At 46.4% G+C, this 17153-nt stretch carries 13 protein-coding genes; 6 read left to right on the top strand and 7 right to left on the bottom strand.

The window, feature by feature from the left end; translation table 11 throughout:
• Positions 1-169 precede the first annotated feature (169 nt).
• Positions 170-1090, bottom strand: coding sequence for a tyrosine-type recombinase/integrase (locus tag NFR62_RS07245; RefSeq protein ID WP_251616815.1), 921 nt, complete (start codon positions 1088-1090; stop codon positions 170-172).
• A gap of 227 nt (positions 1091-1317) precedes the next feature.
• Here NFR62_RS07245 and NFR62_RS07250 point away from each other — a divergent pair, with 227 nt between their 5' ends.
• The 4 genes from NFR62_RS07250 to NFR62_RS07265 all read left to right on the top strand — a co-directional run bounded on the left by NFR62_RS07250 (position 1318) and on the right by NFR62_RS07265 (position 8479).
• On the top strand, positions 1318-2091 hold the full coding sequence (locus tag NFR62_RS07250; protein WP_251616820.1) for a DUF975 family protein: 774 nt from the start codon (positions 1318-1320) through the stop codon (positions 2089-2091).
• A gap of 159 nt (positions 2092-2250) precedes the next feature.
• A complete protein-coding gene (gene gdhA, locus NFR62_RS07255; protein ID WP_251616822.1) occupies positions 2251-3582 on the top strand; it encodes an NADP-specific glutamate dehydrogenase in 1332 nt (443 codons plus the stop codon).
• 273 nt (positions 3583-3855) lie between these two features.
• Positions 3856-7383: a pyruvate:ferredoxin (flavodoxin) oxidoreductase gene (nifJ, locus tag NFR62_RS07260; protein WP_251616825.1), complete on the top strand. Its 3528-nt coding sequence runs from the start codon at positions 3856-3858 to the stop codon at positions 7381-7383.
• Between the two features lie 238 nt (positions 7384-7621).
• Positions 7622-8479: a DUF3737 family protein gene (locus NFR62_RS07265; protein WP_251616828.1), complete on the top strand. Its 858-nt coding sequence runs from the start codon at positions 7622-7624 to the stop codon at positions 8477-8479.
• A gap of 176 nt (positions 8480-8655) precedes the next feature.
• Here NFR62_RS07265 and NFR62_RS07270 read toward each other — a convergent pair whose 3' ends face one another.
• The 4 genes from NFR62_RS07270 to NFR62_RS07285 form a co-directional block, all read right to left on the bottom strand.
• Positions 8656-9267 (bottom strand): TatD family nuclease-associated radical SAM protein, encoded by a 612-nt coding sequence (locus NFR62_RS07270; protein WP_251616830.1) that lies wholly within the window; start codon positions 9265-9267, stop codon positions 8656-8658.
• Between the two features lie 42 nt (positions 9268-9309).
• Positions 9310-10077, bottom strand: a complete 768-nt coding sequence (locus NFR62_RS07275; protein WP_251616832.1) for a TatD family hydrolase — start codon at positions 10075-10077, stop codon at positions 9310-9312.
• On the bottom strand, positions 10071-12050 hold the full coding sequence (gene metG, locus NFR62_RS07280) for a methionine--tRNA ligase (protein ID WP_251616837.1): 1980 nt from the start codon (positions 12048-12050) through the stop codon (positions 10071-10073). Before metG ends, NFR62_RS07275 begins: the two co-directional genes overlap by 7 nt.
• A gap of 287 nt (positions 12051-12337) precedes the next feature.
• Positions 12338-13684 (bottom strand): coiled-coil domain-containing protein, encoded by a 1347-nt coding sequence (locus NFR62_RS07285; protein WP_251616839.1) that lies wholly within the window; start codon positions 13682-13684, stop codon positions 12338-12340.
• A gap of 149 nt (positions 13685-13833) precedes the next feature.
• Between NFR62_RS07285 and NFR62_RS07290 the strand changes: the two genes are divergently transcribed.
• Positions 13834-14457, top strand: coding sequence for a hypothetical protein (locus tag NFR62_RS07290; protein ID WP_251616841.1), 624 nt, complete (start codon positions 13834-13836; stop codon positions 14455-14457).
• Positions 14454-14960 carry a nucleoside recognition domain-containing protein gene (locus NFR62_RS07295; RefSeq protein WP_251616843.1) on the top strand — a complete coding sequence of 169 codons (507 nt, stop codon included), beginning with the start codon at positions 14454-14456 and terminating at the stop codon, positions 14958-14960. Before NFR62_RS07290 ends, NFR62_RS07295 begins: the two co-directional genes overlap by 4 nt.
• 173 nt (positions 14961-15133) lie before the next feature.
• Here the strand turns inward: NFR62_RS07295 and NFR62_RS07300 are convergent, their stop codons facing one another.
• Together NFR62_RS07300 and NFR62_RS07305 are read right to left on the bottom strand one after the other, a co-directional pair.
• Positions 15134-16498, bottom strand: coding sequence for a TrpB-like pyridoxal phosphate-dependent enzyme (locus NFR62_RS07300; protein ID WP_251616993.1), 1365 nt, complete (start codon positions 16496-16498; stop codon positions 15134-15136).
• Positions 16499-16735: 237 nt separating this feature from the next.
• A complete protein-coding gene (locus tag NFR62_RS07305) occupies positions 16736-17080 on the bottom strand; it encodes a helix-turn-helix domain-containing protein (protein ID WP_251616845.1) in 345 nt (114 codons plus the stop codon).
• Between the last annotated feature and the right edge of the window lie 73 nt (positions 17081-17153).

Raw genomic sequence — 17153 nt, forward strand, 5'->3', positions numbered from 1 at the left:
ATTTCGAAAAAGTACGCAGAATAACATATTCTGTGTAACTAAAAAACTTTCAAAGTGTTCGCAAAATGTTATATATGTGTAAATTATTATTTGCGAGCCGTCGTTTTGCTTGCGTTTTAGGTTAAAATCGTATATAATAGTTGTGAAAAAGCACACAGAATATGTTATTCTATGTGTTTTTTTTCGAAAGCATTTTTCCAAGTTTGTTCATCATGTTTCGCTTATGTTCGGCAAGAGAATGAGCGTAACGCGAAAGCGTAACTGCGGGATTTTTGTGTCCTAAAATTTCGGAACAGGTTTTAACGTCCATGCCGCATTCGAGCGCGCGGGTGGCAAAAGTGTGCCGCAAAGAGTGAAAACCCTTGTGCGGTATTTTTAATTTTGCGAGCAACCGCTCGAAAGTCTTTTGATACGAGCGCACTTGCGAACCGTATTCGCTCTTTCCGTAAACGAAATATTCTCTTGCGCACGACTTTTTCAATTCTCTTATTTTAGGCAACAACCTATTCGGAATGGGAATAATTCTGTTAGAGCTTTCGGTTTTGGGAATTTCGAGAATTTTAACGTAGCTACCGTTTTTCCAACTGTCGGCGCAAGTTTTAGATACTGTAAAAGTACCCCTTTTCAAGTCGAAATCTTCCCATTTAAGCGAGAGCAATTCCCCTATTCTCAAGCCCGTGTATAGGCAAAACAGTATGCCGAACATTTTTTTGTCTTTGCTTTTCTGTATGTAGTTTTCTATTTTTCGCTGTTCCGTTAAAGTGAAACAGTCTATTTTCTTTTCACGCATTTTCGGGCGTACGACGCAATCGGTGTATTCCTTTTCGGCAAGTTCGGATTTAATCGCTCTTTTGAGCGACGCTCTCACCACCGACAGTATGCCGCAAACCGTACTCTGGGAATATCGCTCGCCGAGTTTTGCGGTAAACTTTTGCAGAACCTGCGCCGACAGCGAATCGAGTTCGTATTCGCCGAGTTCGGGCTTAATGTGCAGTCTTATTTGCGCCTTATACTTTTCGTATGTGCGATTTTTTTCAAGAGGTTTCACATATAATTCGAGCCATTCGTTCAGCCATTGAGTATATTTCATAATTCTCTCCGTTTTTATATTTTTTGTTCAGCCCTATAATTGTGCCGCAAAATCGAATATATATCAACGTTTTCGCCGAACTCTTCGCGCTCTGTCGCACGCAAATTTTTTAATAATCGCACATAATAAAGCATACGATAAAAATAATTAAAATACTTGACATACCCCCCCCCGCGTGATAAACTTGTGTTATACAAATAATGTTCCTATGGGAGGAAAAACAAAACATGTTGGTAGCAAAAGATTTCAGACAACGCGCTTGGAACAACCTCAGCGGCAAATGGGGCACTATGGCTCTCGCAACGCTTATAATGTCGCTCATAACGGGCACGGGCGCAGCTCTCGCGTTTATTTTTATAGGCGGCATTGTAACCCTAATCATAACCGGTCCTTTAACTGCGGGCATGTGCATTTTAACGTTGCACATAGTGCGAGCAAGCAACGTTAAAATCGAAATGTTGTTCGATGGCTTTAAGATTTTCGGCAAAGCGTTCTTGCTCTATATTTTAAACGGTATTTTCACGTTTTTATGGTCGTTGCTGTTCATCATTCCGGGCATAATCAAAACTTACTCTTATTCTATGAGCTACTACATTTTGCTCGACAACCCCGAACTCAGTTCCAACGAAGCGCGTTTGCGTTCTATCGAAATGATGAAAGGTAACAAGTGGCGTTTGTTCTGCTTGCATTTCAGCTTTATCGGTTGGGGACTTTTAACGTTGCTCACTTTCGGTATTCTCATATTTTGGGTGCAACCGTATATGCAAACGGCGCAAGCCGAATTTTATCAAAGCCTGTTGCCCGAAACGGAACCCGACTCGACAACGGTAAACGCCGACCCGTTCGCTCCCGATTCTAACGGCGGAAGCGATATAGGCGGCAACAGTTCCAATCGCGACCCGTTTGACTCCGCCGACAACTCTAACACTGCCGACGGCGAACCTAATTCTTCCGAACAAAAAAGCCGAACCGACAGCGCTGTGGAACGACTGTTGCAATAGTTTACGGCACGAAATCGTATTGAAAAAATAGGCTAAACCGTACCGTTATACGCTTGACAAACATAAAATAATTGTGATATATTAGTTTTCGGAAAAGACAAAGACGTCGGAACTTTATGTTCGGACGTCTTTTTCATACATTTTTTAGGAGGGACAAAAATGTCTTACATCAAAGAAGTCTTAAAAGAAATCGAAGGGCGCAACGGCGAACAAGCGGAGTTTAAGCAAGCGGCAACAGAAGTGCTCGAAAGCTTAGAGGGCGTTATTAACGAACATCCCGAATACCGCACAAACGCAATCTTAGAACGCATTGTGGAGCCCGACCGTCAAATTATGTTCCGCGTTCCCTGGATAGACGACAAAGGCGTTGCGCACGTCAATCGCGGCTTCCGCGTTCAGTTCAACAACGCGATAGGTCCGTATAAAGGCGGCTTGCGGCTTCACCCGTCGGTAAATCTTAGCATAATAAAATTTTTAGGATTCGAGCAGATTTTCAAAAACAGCCTAACGGGGCTCCCTATAGGCGGCGGCAAAGGCGGCAGCGATTTCGACCCCAAAGGCAAGAGCGACCGTGAAATTTTCGAATTTTGCCGCAGTTTCATGACAGAGCTTTACCGCCACTTAGGCGCCGACATAGACGTTCCCGCAGGCGACATAGGCACGGGTGCGCGCGAAATAGGCTATATGTACGGCACATATAAAAAGATTACCAACAGCTACGAGGGCGTACTCACAGGCAAAAGCCTTCAATACGGCGGCTCTCTCGCCCGTACCGAAGCTACGGGCTACGGGCTTGTGTACCTCACCGAAGAAATGCTCAAAGCGAAAGGACAAAGCTTTAACGGCAAAAAAGTTGTTATTTCCGGTAGCGGAAACGTGGCGATTTACGCCGCAGAAAAAGCTATGAACTTAGGCGCGAAAGTTGTAACAATGTCGGACTCCACAGGTTGGATTTTAGACGAAGCGGGCATAGACCTTGCCGCAATCAAGGAAATTAAAGAAGTTAAGCGCGGACGCCTTTCGGAATATAAGTCTTACCGCCCCAAATCCGAATACCATACGTCGGGCAGAGTGTGGCAAGTTCCGTGCGACATCGCCCTTCCATGCGCCACGCAAAACGAACTCAACGGCGACGACGCGGCAACGCTCGTTAAAAATAAGGTTACGGCTGTCGGCGAAGGAGCAAACATGCCCTCCACTCCCGACGCTATGGAACTGTTCGTGAGTAAAGGCGTGCTGTTCGCTCCCGCAAAGGCAGCGAACGCGGGCGGCGTTGCCACAAGCGCGTTGGAAATGAGCCAAAACAGCCAGCGCCTTAGTTGGACTTTTGAAAAGGTTGACTCCAAACTTCACGACATAATGAAAAATATTTACCACAACATGGCTGCCGCCGCCGAGCAATACGGGCACAAAGACAACTTTATTATAGGCGCAAACATTGCGGGCTTTAAAAAGGTTGCCGACGCTATGGTAGCTCAGGGCATACAGTAAACATATCGACATTCAAATTAAAAAAGCGGCTTGGATGAAAAGTTCAAAGCCGCTTTTTTACTTAACGCGTTCTATATCAAATTCGTTGTAGCGCGTCGTAAATCAAATAACTCCGTCGCTTTACTTGACTATTTTTTACACAAGTTTTATAATACATAAGAACGCCGAAAAATTGCGGCAAAGCCGTTAAAGCTTGCTTTTGTTGCAATTAAATGGTATAATATCGGTGTTTGACTTTTTAAACGTATAAACATAATCTTATCGGAGGTATGTATGAAAAAAATGACCATCGACGGCAACACCGCCGCATCGCACATAGCGTATGCGTTCAGCGAAGTTGCCGCCATCTACCCCATCACCCCCTCGTCCCCTATGGCAGAGTATGCCGACGAATGGGCTGCGACGGGACGGAAAAACATGTTCGGACAGCCGCTGCGTCTTGCCGAAATGCAGAGCGAGGCGGGAGCTGCGGGCGCGGTTCACGGAAGCCTTGCGGCGGGCGCGCTCACAACCACCTACACGGCGAGTCAGGGCTTATTGTTGATGATTCCCAACATGTATAAAATTGCGGGCGAAATGTTGCCGTGCGTGTTCCATGTGTCGGCTCGCGCGCTTGCCGCTCACGCACTTTCCATATTCGGCGACCATGCCGACGTTATGGCTTGCCGCCAAACGGGCTTTGCAATGCTTGCGAGCAACTCGGTTCAGGAAGCTATGGACTTGGCGCTCGTTTCGCACCTTGCCACTCTTAAAGCGAAAGTGCCTTTCCTGCATTTCTTCGACGGTTTCCGCACAAGCCACGAAATTTCCAAAATAGACGGAATCGACTACGAGGATATTTTGCCGCTTGTCGATATGCAAGACATAAAAGACTTTAAGGCTCGCGCGCTTAACCCCGAGCACCCCGTTCAACGCGGCACCGCTCAAAACCCCGACATTTATTTCCAAAACCGCGAGGCGGCTAACAAATATTACGACGCAACTCCCGAAATCGTGAAAACGATGATGGAAAAAGTGTATAAGCTCACGGGAAGAAAATACGAGCTTTATCAATACTACGGCGCACCCGACGCAACCGAAATCATTATAATGATGGGCAGCGGTTGCGAAGCGGCGGAAGAAACGGTTGATTACCTCTCCGCTCGCGGCAAAAAGGTCGGGCTTCTCAAAGTTCGCCTTTACCGTCCGTTCTCGGTTAAAGATTTTCTCGCGGCTATTCCCTCGTCGGTTAAAAAGATTGCAGTTCTCGACCGCACGAAAGAACCGGGCGCGCTCGGCGAACCGCTCTATCTCGACGTTTGCTCCGCTCTCTATGAAAACGGCAGAAACGACATAAAAGTAGTTGGCGGAAGATACGGCTTGGGTAGCAAGGAATTTAACCCCAGCATGGTTGGCGCGGTATACGAAAACCTCGAACAAGCCGAGCCCAAAAATCATTTCACGGTTGGCATAGACGACGACGTTACGCACACTTCGCTCGAAGTTAAAAACTTTATAAACGCGTCTCCCGAAGGAACTAAGCGTTGCAAGTTCTACGGACTCGGCTCCGACGGCACTGTGGGCGCCAACAAGAACAGCATCAAAATTATAGGCGACCACACCGACATGTATGCGCAAGGCTATTTCAGCTACGACTCCAAAAAGAGCGGCGGCATAACCATTTCGCATCTCCGTTTCGGCAAAACGCCTATAAAAAGCACCTATCTTATAGACCAAGCCGATTTCGTGGCTTGCTCTAACCCCTCGTATGTTACGCGTTACGACATGGTTTCCGACATACGCGACGGCGGTACTTTCCTTCTTGGTTGCCACTGGACTAAGGAACAGCTCGAACAGGAATTGCCCGCTTCGATGAAACGCGCAATCGCTCAAAAGCATCTTAAATTCTATACCATAGACGCTCTTAAAATCGCGGGCGCGGCGGGTCTCGGCAAACGCACCAACGGCGTTATGCAAGCGGCTTTCTTCAAGCTTGCCGACGTTATCCCCTACGACCAAGCAAGCGAATACATGAAGCAAATGGTTAAAAAGTCTTACGGCAAGAAAGGCGACGAAATCGTTCGCAAAAACTGCGAAGCTATCGATAACGCCATTGCGGGACTAATCGAAGTTCATTATCCCGAATCGTGGGCAAACGCCACGACGGGCGCGGTAGCCGTTCAAACCACCGACGACAAATACTTTAACGCTTTCGTTAAGCCGATTATCGCGCAAGAGGGCGACAAACTCCCCGTTTCGGCGTTCGAGCCCGACGGCACCGTTCCCACAGGCACTACCAAATACGAAAAACGCGGTATCGCGCCTATGGTTCCCGCTTGGATTCCCGAAAACTGCATACAGTGCAATCAATGCGCTTTCGTGTGCCCGCACGCCTGCATACGCCCCGTGCTTGCCGACGATAAGCAAGCGAGCAAAGGCGGCAAAGCGTTCGTTACTATCGACACTAAACCTAATATCGACGGGCTCAAATTCCGCATTCAGGTTTCGCCGCTCGACTGCACCGGCTGTTCGAGTTGCGCAAACGTTTGCCCCGCCAAAGACAAGGCGCTTAAAATGGTTCCGCTCGAAGATAGCTTGAAAACCGAAGAAGCGAATTGGGAATACGCCATGAAGCTTCCCGTGCGCGACATGTCGGCTCATCCCCTTTGCAAACCCGCAACGGTTAAGGGTAGCCAGTTCCGTCAGCCGTTGTTCGAATTCTCGGGCGCGTGCGCGGGTTGCGGCGAAACTCCTTACGTTAAACTCATCACGCAACTTTTCGGCGACCGCATGGTTGTTGCCAACGCAACGGGCTGCTCGTCGATATACGGCGGAAGCGCTCCCACCTGCCCCTACACGAAGAACGCAGAAGGGCACGGTCCCGCTTGGGCTAACAGCTTGTTCGAAGACAACGCCGAATACGGCTACGGCATGAATCTTGCCTACAAAGCTCGCAAAGAAAAACTTATTGCCGACGTAAACGCGGCTCTTGCGGCGGGCGCTGACGGAGTAATCAAAACGGCTCTCACCGAATGGCTTGAAAATAACAACACTGCGGAAGGTAGCAAGAAAGCCGCCGAAGCGGTTAAAGCGGCGCTCCCCGCCGCAATCAAAGCGGCTAAGGGCGAGCTTAAAGAAGCGCTCAAAGCAATCAAAGATTCCGAAGACGTGCTCGTTAAAAAATCGATTTGGATTTTCGGCGGCGACGGTTGGGCTTACGACATAGGTTACGGCGGACTCGACCACGTTCTTGCGTCTGGCGAAGACGTGAACGTGCTCGTTGTAGACACAGAAGTGTATTCCAACACGGGCGGACAGTCGAGTAAGTCCACCCCCACCGGCTCGGTTGCGAAATTCGCCGCAAGCGGAAAACGCACCAAGAAAAAGGATTTGGGCATGATGGCAATGAGCTACGGCTACGTTTACGTTGCGCAGGTTGCAATGGGCGCCAACCAAAGCCAAGTGCTCAAAGCTATTGCCGAAGCCGAAGCGTATCCCGGACCCAGCCTTATAATCGCCTACGCAACTTGTATCAATCACGGTATAGACATGTCTAACGGTCAAGCCGAAATGAAGAAAGCGGTCGAGGCGGGATATTGGCAGCTTTACCGCTATAACCCCGAGCTTGCCGAGCAAGGCAAAAATCCGTTCACGCTCGACAGCAAAGACCCTACGGGCAACTACCAAGAGTTTATTTCGGGTGAAACGCGCTATAAGAGCCTTGCCAAAACCCATCCCGAAATCGCTCAACAGTTGTTCGAGCGCGCAGAAATCGAAGCTAAACAGCGTCTTGAAACCTACAAAGCAAAAGCGGGAAAATAAAATAGCTTAAATTAAAAACGCGTAAAAGGGCGAGACACAAGTCTCGTCCTTTTTTATGCTATATGTATAAGTTTGCCGCATTAGCCGTTATATCCGAGCTATTTGCTTCCGAAGGGTTACACACGGCATACAAGCTTAACACACTATGCCTTTCACTCATTATTCCCCATAATTTTTAATTATTTGACAAAACTTTTTCGCCGTTGTATAATATTCAAAACCCGGTACGGAGAACAACATGAGAAAAACTATAGAAAACAAAACTTACGACTGCGAAAGAGCGCTATATAACCTTATAAATACCGATGTTCGCAAGTGCACATTTGCAGGTCCCGCCGACGGCGAATCGGCGCTCAAAGAATGTAGCGGCATAAAAGTGCAAGACTGTTCTTTTTCGCTGAGATACCCGCTGTGGCACGCCGAAAACTTTTCGCTCGAAAACAGCGTGCTCGACGAAAAAACGAGGGCGCCGCTTTGGTATTGCTCTAACGGCAAAATAAGCGGTTGTACAATCGACGGAGTGAAAACTCTACGCGAATGCGGCGGAATAACCGTTGAAAACTGTTCCGTTCGCTCCCCCGAATTCGGTTGGCGGTGCAACGAAGTTAAAATACTTAACAGCTCAATCGAATCGGAATACTTCTTATTCGAATGTAAAAATATTACCGCCGACAAATTGAAAATGTCGGGCAAATATTCTTTTCAGTACGTTGAAAACGCAGAGCTGAAAAACTGCAATTTAAACACGAAAGACGCTTTTTGGCACTGCAAAAACATAACCGTTAAAAACTCGGTTATAAAAGGCGAATATCTTGCGTGGTATTCCGACGGGCTAACGCTTATAAATTGCGAAATTATCGGAACTCAACCGCTGTGCTATTGCAAAAACCTAAAACTAATAAACTGCACAATGCGCGAGTGCGACCGAGCGTTCGAATATTCCGACGTAGATGCCGACGTTATAGGGCATATAGACTCGGTGGAAAACCCTCGTTCGGGTAAGATAGTTGCCGACAGCATAGGCGAAGTTATATTGCGCAACGCCGCCGTAAACTGCTCCGCAGTTGTGAAAACGCGAAAGAAAAACGCCGTATAAGCATTCGGCAAGCAAAAAAAACGGTTCGAATACAATCGAACCGTTTTTTTATATATGCGTATATGCGCAACCTCATTGTTCTTATACTTTTTTTATATATATGCGAATATGTTCAAATAAACTCGAAACAATTTTCGTTAGCAATGCGGCACGCTATTTTTAATATTACCGCGTTTTTATGTATAGCTTTCGTTATCCGCAATATAACTGCGAACAATGAGAGGCACTCCGAGCCCCGACGCGATTTTTCTGCAACGGCGAATACTCTCGTTAGGCACCGTGTCAACAACCGTGAAGCGAACGGAAAGCCCCGCCTCTTTGCAACCTTTGGCAAAATCGAGAATTTCGTCGTGAGCGAACATTCCGAATTTAGGATGACATAAATTTTGATACGCGCCACGCTCCGACTCGTTTAGCGAAACCGAAACTTCGTCTACGCAATCTTTTAACTCGGGCACAATATCGCGCTCGTTTATAAGCCGCCCTTGCCCGTTGGTGTTTAGCCGCACGCGCTTTCCGAGCGACTTTAAATACGCGCCCGTTTTAGTAAGAGTATCCATAGCGTAGGTAGGCTCGCCGTAGCCGCAAAACACCGCTTCGGTAAACGGCGAAGAATATTCGTCGAGCGCCTTTTTCATATCCTCGAAAGTCGGTTCTTTTTTAAGCTTCATATCGTAGCCCACAAGAGAATCCGAATTAGAGCGTATACAAAATTCGCACCGATTGCTGCAACGATTGGTAATATTAAGATAAACCTTGCCTTTCAGCTCGTATATATATGTGTCCATTCGCTTTCCTTGCCGTTTAATTTAAAACGCTCTCTTAAAAAACTATTTCAATTTCGGAAACGCGCGGTATGCGTTTTCGGTTGTAATTTTTATAACGTCCTCCACTTTAAGCCCGCGCACTTCGGCTATTTTTTCCGCTTGAAAACGGACGTATTTCGGATAGTTAAGTTCCCCTCTATGCGGAGTGGGCGCCAAATACGGGCAATCGGTTTCTATCAAAATTTGCGAAAGCGGAAGCGCGGAAATTATTTCGCCCGCTTTGGAATTTTTAAACGTTATGCTTCCCGAAAAAGAAATATAAAATCCCATTTCCGCATAGACGAGCGCGGTTTCTTTGCTTCCCGAAAAACAGTGCATTACGGCGCCCGCAGTAAGTCGGTCGCGGTAATTTTTTATCACTTCGAAAAAATCGCCGTATGCGTCGCGCACATGAAATGCGGCGGGCAAATTCACTTCGCGCACAAGTTCGAGTTGTTCCGTAAGAACTCTGTGTTGCGCCGCTTTATCGGTGTTTTCGTAATGATAATCAAGCCCTATTTCGCCTATTGCCACGCATTTGTCGCTTGACGCAAGGTCTTTAAGAGTGCCTGTATACCCTTGCCCCACTTCGTTCGCGTCGGACGGATGAACGCCGACTGCGGCGTAAATCTTTTCGTTCGCTTCGGCAATCCTCACAGAATATGCGCTCGTAAATTCGTTGAACCCAACGGATATTATTCTTTCGAGCCCGTCGGCTTCCATATTCGATATTATTTCGCCCGACCCCTCGAAGCGCGGGTCGGTTAGGTGCGCATGTGTGTCTATCAGCATACTTCGGCGCCGCTCCCTATCGCGGTTTCGGGAGTTACAAGCGTTAGTTTATCGCCCTCCGACGCGCACAAAATCATTCCTTCGCTTATTATTCCGCGCATATTGCGAGGTTTTAAATTGCACACAAGCACAACGCGCTTGCCTACCATTTCTTCGGGCGTGTAATATTTCGCTATTCCCGACACAACCGTGCGCTCCTCTTCGCCGACTTTAACTGTGAGTTTTAAAAGCTTGTCCGCTTTCTCCACTTTTTCGCAAGCGAGCACTTCCGCAACTTTTAACTGTGTGCGGAAAAATTCGTCTATCGTTATATAATTGTTATCTTGCTCCGACACTTGCTTATTCTCCTCTTTTTTCTCTTCTTTTTTAACGCTCTCTTTTTCGTCTTTTTTGCCGCTTGCAAGTTTTTCGAGTTCTTCGAGCTCTTTCTCAACGTTCAGGCGGGGAAAAAGTGCGTCGAGCGCAACTGTATTATAAGTTTTAACGGCACCGTAGGAAAGCCCTTCGTTGGTTTTAGGCGGAGTCAATTTGAGCGACGCAAGAATTTTCTCGCCCGTTTCGGGAACAAAGGGCAACAGCAAAACGCCTATTATCCGAATTGACTCGGTGAGAACGTAAAGCACTTGATTGAGACGTTCGGTATTGTTTTCTTTAACGAGCGCCCACGGCTTTGTAAGGTCTATATACTTATTTGCCATGCCTACCAAATCGAAAATCTTTTCGAGCGCCTGTTGCGGTCTGTACGCGTCCATGTCGGCTTTAACAGCGCCGTACAGCGCGTTAGCTTTTGCGATTATAGCGGCGTCGTCGGCGCTTTCCGCGCCCTTACTAAGCTTGCCCGCAAAATATTGCTCGTTCATTTTCATAGTTCTGCGCACAAGGTTGCCTAAGTCGTTGCAAAGTTCGGAATTTATTCGCGTGAGCAGCGCCTCGCTCGTATATGCGCCGTCCGAACCGAACGGCATTGCACGAAGCAAATAATATCTTAACGCGTCGGCGCCGTAGCGCTCTTTGAGAATAAACGGGTCAACCACGTTGCCCTTGCTCTTGCTCATCTTGTCGCCGCCGAACAAAAGCCACCCGTGCCCCACTACTTTTTTGGGAAGCGGCAAATCGAGCGCCATTAGCATGGCGGGCCAAATTATTGAATGAAACCGCACAATTTCTTTTGCCATAAGGTGCAAGTCTGCGGGCCAAAATCTGTTCATATCGGCGGATTCGCTTTCTCCGTTGTAGCCGAGCGCGGTTATATAGTTGCTGAGCGCGTCTATCCAAACATAAACTATATGCCCTTTGTCGAACTCTACGGGAACTCCCCATGTAAAGCTCGTACGCGACACGGCAACGTCTTCAAGCCCCGCGTCTATAAAATTGTTCACCATTTCGTTTACGCGGCTCTCGGGCTGCAAAAAGTCGGTTTCGGTTAAAAGTTTGCGCACCTGAGGCGCGTATTTGCTCAGCTTGAAAAAGTAGCTTTCTTCCTCAGTTTCCTGCACCTCTCTGCCGCAGTCGGGGCACTTGCCGTCAACGAGTTGGCTCTCCGTCCAAAACGCCTCGCACGGCGTGCAATATTTGCCCTTGTATTTCGACTTGTATATGTCGCCTTTGTCGTATAACTTCTTAAAAATATTCTGCACAGCCTTAACGTGGTAATCGTCGGTAGTGCGTATAAATTTTGTATACGAAACGTTGAGAGCACCCCATAATTCTTTAATTTCGCCAACAAGCCCGTCAACGAATTTTTTGGGTGAAACACCAGCGCTTTCCGCTCTCTTTTCTATTTTCTGACCGTGCTCGTCGGTGCCGGTAAGATAAAAAACGTCGTACCCTTCCATGCGCTTGAAACGCGCAATCGCGTCGCCGTACACAGTTGTGTAGCAATGTCCCAAATGCCACTTTCCGCTCGGATAGTAAATGGGAGTTGTGAGGTAGAACTTTTCTTTTTCCGTTTTCTTTTTGCCGTTGGTTGCCATAATATGCCCGTTTTCCCGTATTTGTGATTTCGCGGCTCGCCGCCGCCCCTGTTAAAAAAACCGTTGAAAAACTCTTTGCGCGCAAGCAAAGAGGGTAATATATATTATACCGCATTATCGCAACGAAAGCAACCGTTTGCGGCACACTTTATATTGTGTAAACACAATACGTTCACACTCAACATACGGAGCGCATTGTTTTGCCACTACAATGCAAAAGGCGACTTTCGTCGCCTTTTAATAATTCCGCAATCGATTGCGTACCTCTATCAAACGCAGAGTCTACTCTAAATCGCAAAAAACACAACGGGATATGCCACGCAGAGCACAACCGCAAGAATCGCGCGCACCTTTTTGCCCGTATAGCGAACATCTCCTTTACGGATAATATAAAACAAAATAAGGAAAAAGACAGTGGGAAGAACACTTGAAAAAATCCAAGTAAAAGAGCTTACAATTTCTTTAATGGGAAAACCGCTTTTCAGTAAAAAAGCAACATAAGCGAACATAAAAAACTTCGGCATAATAATAATTAAGCTCGCCACCGTTAAAATGGGAATAAAACTTTTTATGCTGCAACTGCTTAAAAAAATGAACAAAACGGCAAATGCAATTATCACGGAATAAAAAAGCCATTTACCGCCCTCAAGCCCTCTGCTAATTTGAAAGTAATATAATAAGTTGAAAACCATTAAAAACGCTATAAATATGTATACAAAAATTTTGTATCCTTTTTTTACCCGCAAGTTTTTGCTAACCATGAACTTATCTATTAGCGCCATTACCGATAATATTATCGTATAAACACCGCCCGACCATGAGCGCCCGTATTGCAAAATATATGGCAGAAAATCATAATAACCCGAATAAACTCTATACGTTAAACTGAAATAAACCAACGTTGCAACCATTAGTAAATTGTTTATCACAAATCCCGCAATAGCAACTCTTTTGGCGGTTGTGCTCGCATATGGTTGGGTGTCGGCAGTTTGAACCGACGCAACGCTTTTCGACGAAGTTCGTTTCGCCGCGTTTGCGGGAGGAACCAACGAATTGATTTTTTGAGGCTTTGTTTCTTCGTTGTTAAATATAGAGTTTGCGATTTCTCTTTCTTTGAGTCTTTCCGCCTCTTCCCTTTCCTTTCTAAGCTGTTCTCCGCGCTTTTGCCGTTCGATTTCCTCGCGCGTTACCATATACTGCAAACGCTCGTTTATTTGCTTTAAAATCTCACCCGAAACGTTTTCGCCGTCGAATGTAGCGGCTATTTCGTCGAAAAAATCGGTGTCGGATAAGTCTGAAAAGTCACGGTTTTGCCGCCCCGAAAATTTATCGAACCGAGAAAGCGAAAGAGAGCGCGCAAACTTTTGCTCTTGCGGTATAGCGAAAAATTTTGACTGCGACGCGGTTTTAAACTCGTTCGCAGCGATTAACTTAGGCTGTTGAACAATGCTTACCGAAAGTTCGTTCGCCATATTCTTTGGCGCGTCAAAATTGTAACGGGCTTTGTTTTGAAAATCCGTTTTCAACCACTTAAACGGATTACCGTTAAATTTACGGCGTTCTTTCGACTCCGCCTTAGGCGCGTCGAACAGCATAACGCCGCTCAAAAGCTCTTCCGCATCCTCTCTTAACACAAAAAAATACTCCTTTGCCCTTTCCCTTTTTCACCACTATTATATACGCAACCGCCTTTCGTGTCAAGCATGTGACAAACGGTGACGCGTTTTACACATTAAAAACGAAAAATGTCATGTTTTGTCCAACATCGAAATATACTTAGCGTATGAGTAAAGTTTGGTACATTATGCTTTTGAGCTCGGTAACGGCGCTTTTGTTCACAAATCCGGGCAAAGCAGTAACCGCCATGATTGCGGGAAGCCATGCGTCGGTTAAGCTCGCAATAGAGCTTGCCGCGCTATACGGCTTTTGGTTGGGATTTTTCGGCATAATCGAAAAAATAGGGCTTGCCGACAAGTTGGGGCGTTTGCTTCATCCCGTTGTGAATTTTCTGTTTCCCGGTCTTAATAAAAAAGGCGAAAAATACGTTACCATGAATATGGCTGCGAATCTTCTCGGTTTGGGAAACGCGTCAACTCCTATGGCGATAAAGGCGATTAAAGAAATGGACGACGGCAGCGGCAAAGTGTCGCAAAACATGATTATGCTAACGGTGCTTTCGTCAACAAGCCTGCAACTTCTTCCCACAACGGTTATAGGGCTAAGAGCAACTCACGGCTCCGTGAATCCCGCAGATTTTCTTATTCCCGCTACCGTAGCAACAATAGTAAGCACAGTTCTCGGCATAACTCTTGTTAAACTTATAGGTCTTATGCTTAAAAAACGTAAAAGCAAAAAGGAAAAGAAGAAGGCGGGCGCTCCTCTTCCTCTTTCGGTTAAAACGCTATGACCGAATACATAATCCCCTTAATATTTTTAACGGTGCTGCTCCTTGCGGCAATAAAGAAAAAAGATTCTTATTCCGCTTTCACCGAAGGTTCGAGAAGCGCGCTTAGCCTAATGGCAAACGTATTTCCTTATTTGCTAACAATTATGATGGCGGTCGAGGTGTTTAAGCAAAGCGGCGTAAGCTATTATCTGTCGAAAGCCGCTTCGCCCGTAATGAACCTTATAGGCATACCGCACGAACTCACCGAGCTAATGTTAATACGCCCGCTGTCGGGAGCGGGCGCAATAGGCGTTTTGGAAAACATTTTCACAACCTACGGCGCCGACTCTTACGTCGGCAAATGCGCGTCGGTAATTTACGGTTCGAGCGAAACCGTGTTCTATATTTCCACAATTTATTTTTCGCAGTCGAGCGTTAAAAAGCTCGGTTACGCAATTCCCGTAGCACTCTTTTCTACGCTCGTAGGGTGCATAGCGGGCTGTTCCGTAGCACGATTTATATAAATTATATCGCCCAAACGTAACACGGCGCTACGGCGCGTGCGCTTATAGCGCACTTCCTTGCTTAACCCGTGTTAGGCGAACTTCATTCGGCGTCCTTTCGCGGTACACGCCCGCGAAAGTCAATTTTGCTTTTCTTAGGTTTATCGCCCAAACGCACGGCACTATACAAAAACTTACGCTAAACCTTCGTTTACTTTGCATTTCGGTATTGAATCGAACCCGCGCTTTAAGTCGGCTTCGGTGGGAATATAGTCGGTCATTGCGCCGTCGTTATATTGTTTGTATGCGGAAAGGTCGAAATATCCCGTGCCGGTAAGCCCGAAAAGAATACGCTTTTTTTCGCCCGTGCGTTTACATTCGAGAGCTTCGTCTATTGCCGCTTTAATGGCGTGGCTGCTTTCGGGCGCGGGCAAAATCCCCTCGCACTTTGCAAACTTTACGGCAGCCTCGAACACGGCGCTTTGCTCTACCGCTACCGCGCGAATATGCCCGTCATGGTATAATTGCGACACAACGGGACTCATGCCGTGATACCTAAGCCCGCCCGCATGGTTCGGCGACGGCATAAAGCCGCAACCGAGCGTATACATTTTAGCCATAGGAGTGGTTTTTGCGGAATCGCAAAAGTCGTAGGCAAATTTTCCTCGCGTAAGCGTGGGGCAACTCGCAGGCTCAACTCCTATAAACTCTATATTGTTTTTTCCTTGAAGTTTTTCGCCCATAAAAGGCGCGATTAAGCCGCCGAAATTAGAACCTCCGCCGCAACAACCTATAATCACGTCGGGCGCTATGCCGTATTTTTCAAACGCGATTTTACATTCCTGACCTATAACCGACTGATGTAAAAGAACGTGGTCGAGCACAGAACCGAGCACATATTTGCAATTCGGCGTGTTCACAGCCTTTTCCACCGCTTCGGCAATGGCGCAACCCAAACTCCCGCCCGTGCCGGGAAACTCGGCAAGAATTTTTCTGCCCGCGTCCGTTGTGTCGGACGGCGACGGAATAACGTCGGCGCCGTAAGTGCGTATAACCTCTCGGCGATGCGGTTTTTGCTCCGCCGACACTTTAACCATATAAACCGTTAGTTTAAGTCCGTAAAATGACGCCGCCATACTCAGCGCTGTGCCCCACTGCCCCGCGCCCGTTTCGGTGGTAAGCTCTTTCAAGCCTTGCTTTTTTGCATAATACGCTTGAGCCGCCGCCGAATTAAGCTTGTGCGAACCCGAAGTATTGTTTCCCTCGAACTTATAATAAATTTCGGCGGGAGTGTTTAAAAGTCTTTCCAAAAAATACGCGCGAACCAACGGCGACGGGCGGAACATTTTATAAAAATCGAGAATACCTTCGGGAATTTTTATAAGCTCGTCGGTGTCGTTAAGCTCCTGTTCTATGCACTCGTCGCAAAACACTTTTTGCAAATCTTTTTCAGTGCACGGAAGTTGAGTTGCGGGATTTATAAACGGAGCATGCCCGCTGTTCATGTGCGCCTTAACGTTGTACCAAAATTTCGGCAACTCCTCTTCTGTAAGATACATCTTGTAGGGAATTTTCTTGTCGGACACTGTTTTTACCTCCGTTTAAAATTTTGCCTATTCTACTACACCCCGCAGCATTTGTCAAGCGGATTAGTTAAATTTTATTTTTTAATTTGCAACTTTTAAAAGGTTTTCGTTTTTTCTAAATATTTGCTTGCCCTTTGACTATAAATTTGCAATAATAAAACAAAAGCGGGCGCGCGGAAAACGGAATAAAATACTCAACGAAAAAGACTGCTATTTATTTATGTGTTTTACGATTTGCAAAATAGCGTCAACTTCTTCGTAGTTTAAATCTTTACAAAGCCTAAACAATTCCGAAAGATTAGCGGCAACGTGTTCGCCGGAAGTTTCGGAAAAAAACTGCGCCAAAGTAATATTAAACGCTTCGCATATTTTTGTTATATTAGTTAATGAAGGGCGCTTTTTATTGTGATACCACTCGTATATTGTTGCGGCTGATATATCCGCTTGTTGCGAGAGTTCGAATATAGACCATTTTCTTTTATTAAGATAATAGTTTATTTTTTCTTTGTATAAACGATTGTCGATTTTATCGTTGTTTTTTGATTGAACTGCCATTTGTTTTCATTATACTCTTTTTAGCATGATAATTTTTAGAAAGTGACGAATATGAGATACTTCCCCTTTCTTA

It is taken from the genome of Pumilibacter muris, assembly GCF_943193045.1.
Lineage (GTDB): Bacteria > Bacillota > Clostridia > Christensenellales > Pumilibacteraceae > Pumilibacter > Pumilibacter muris.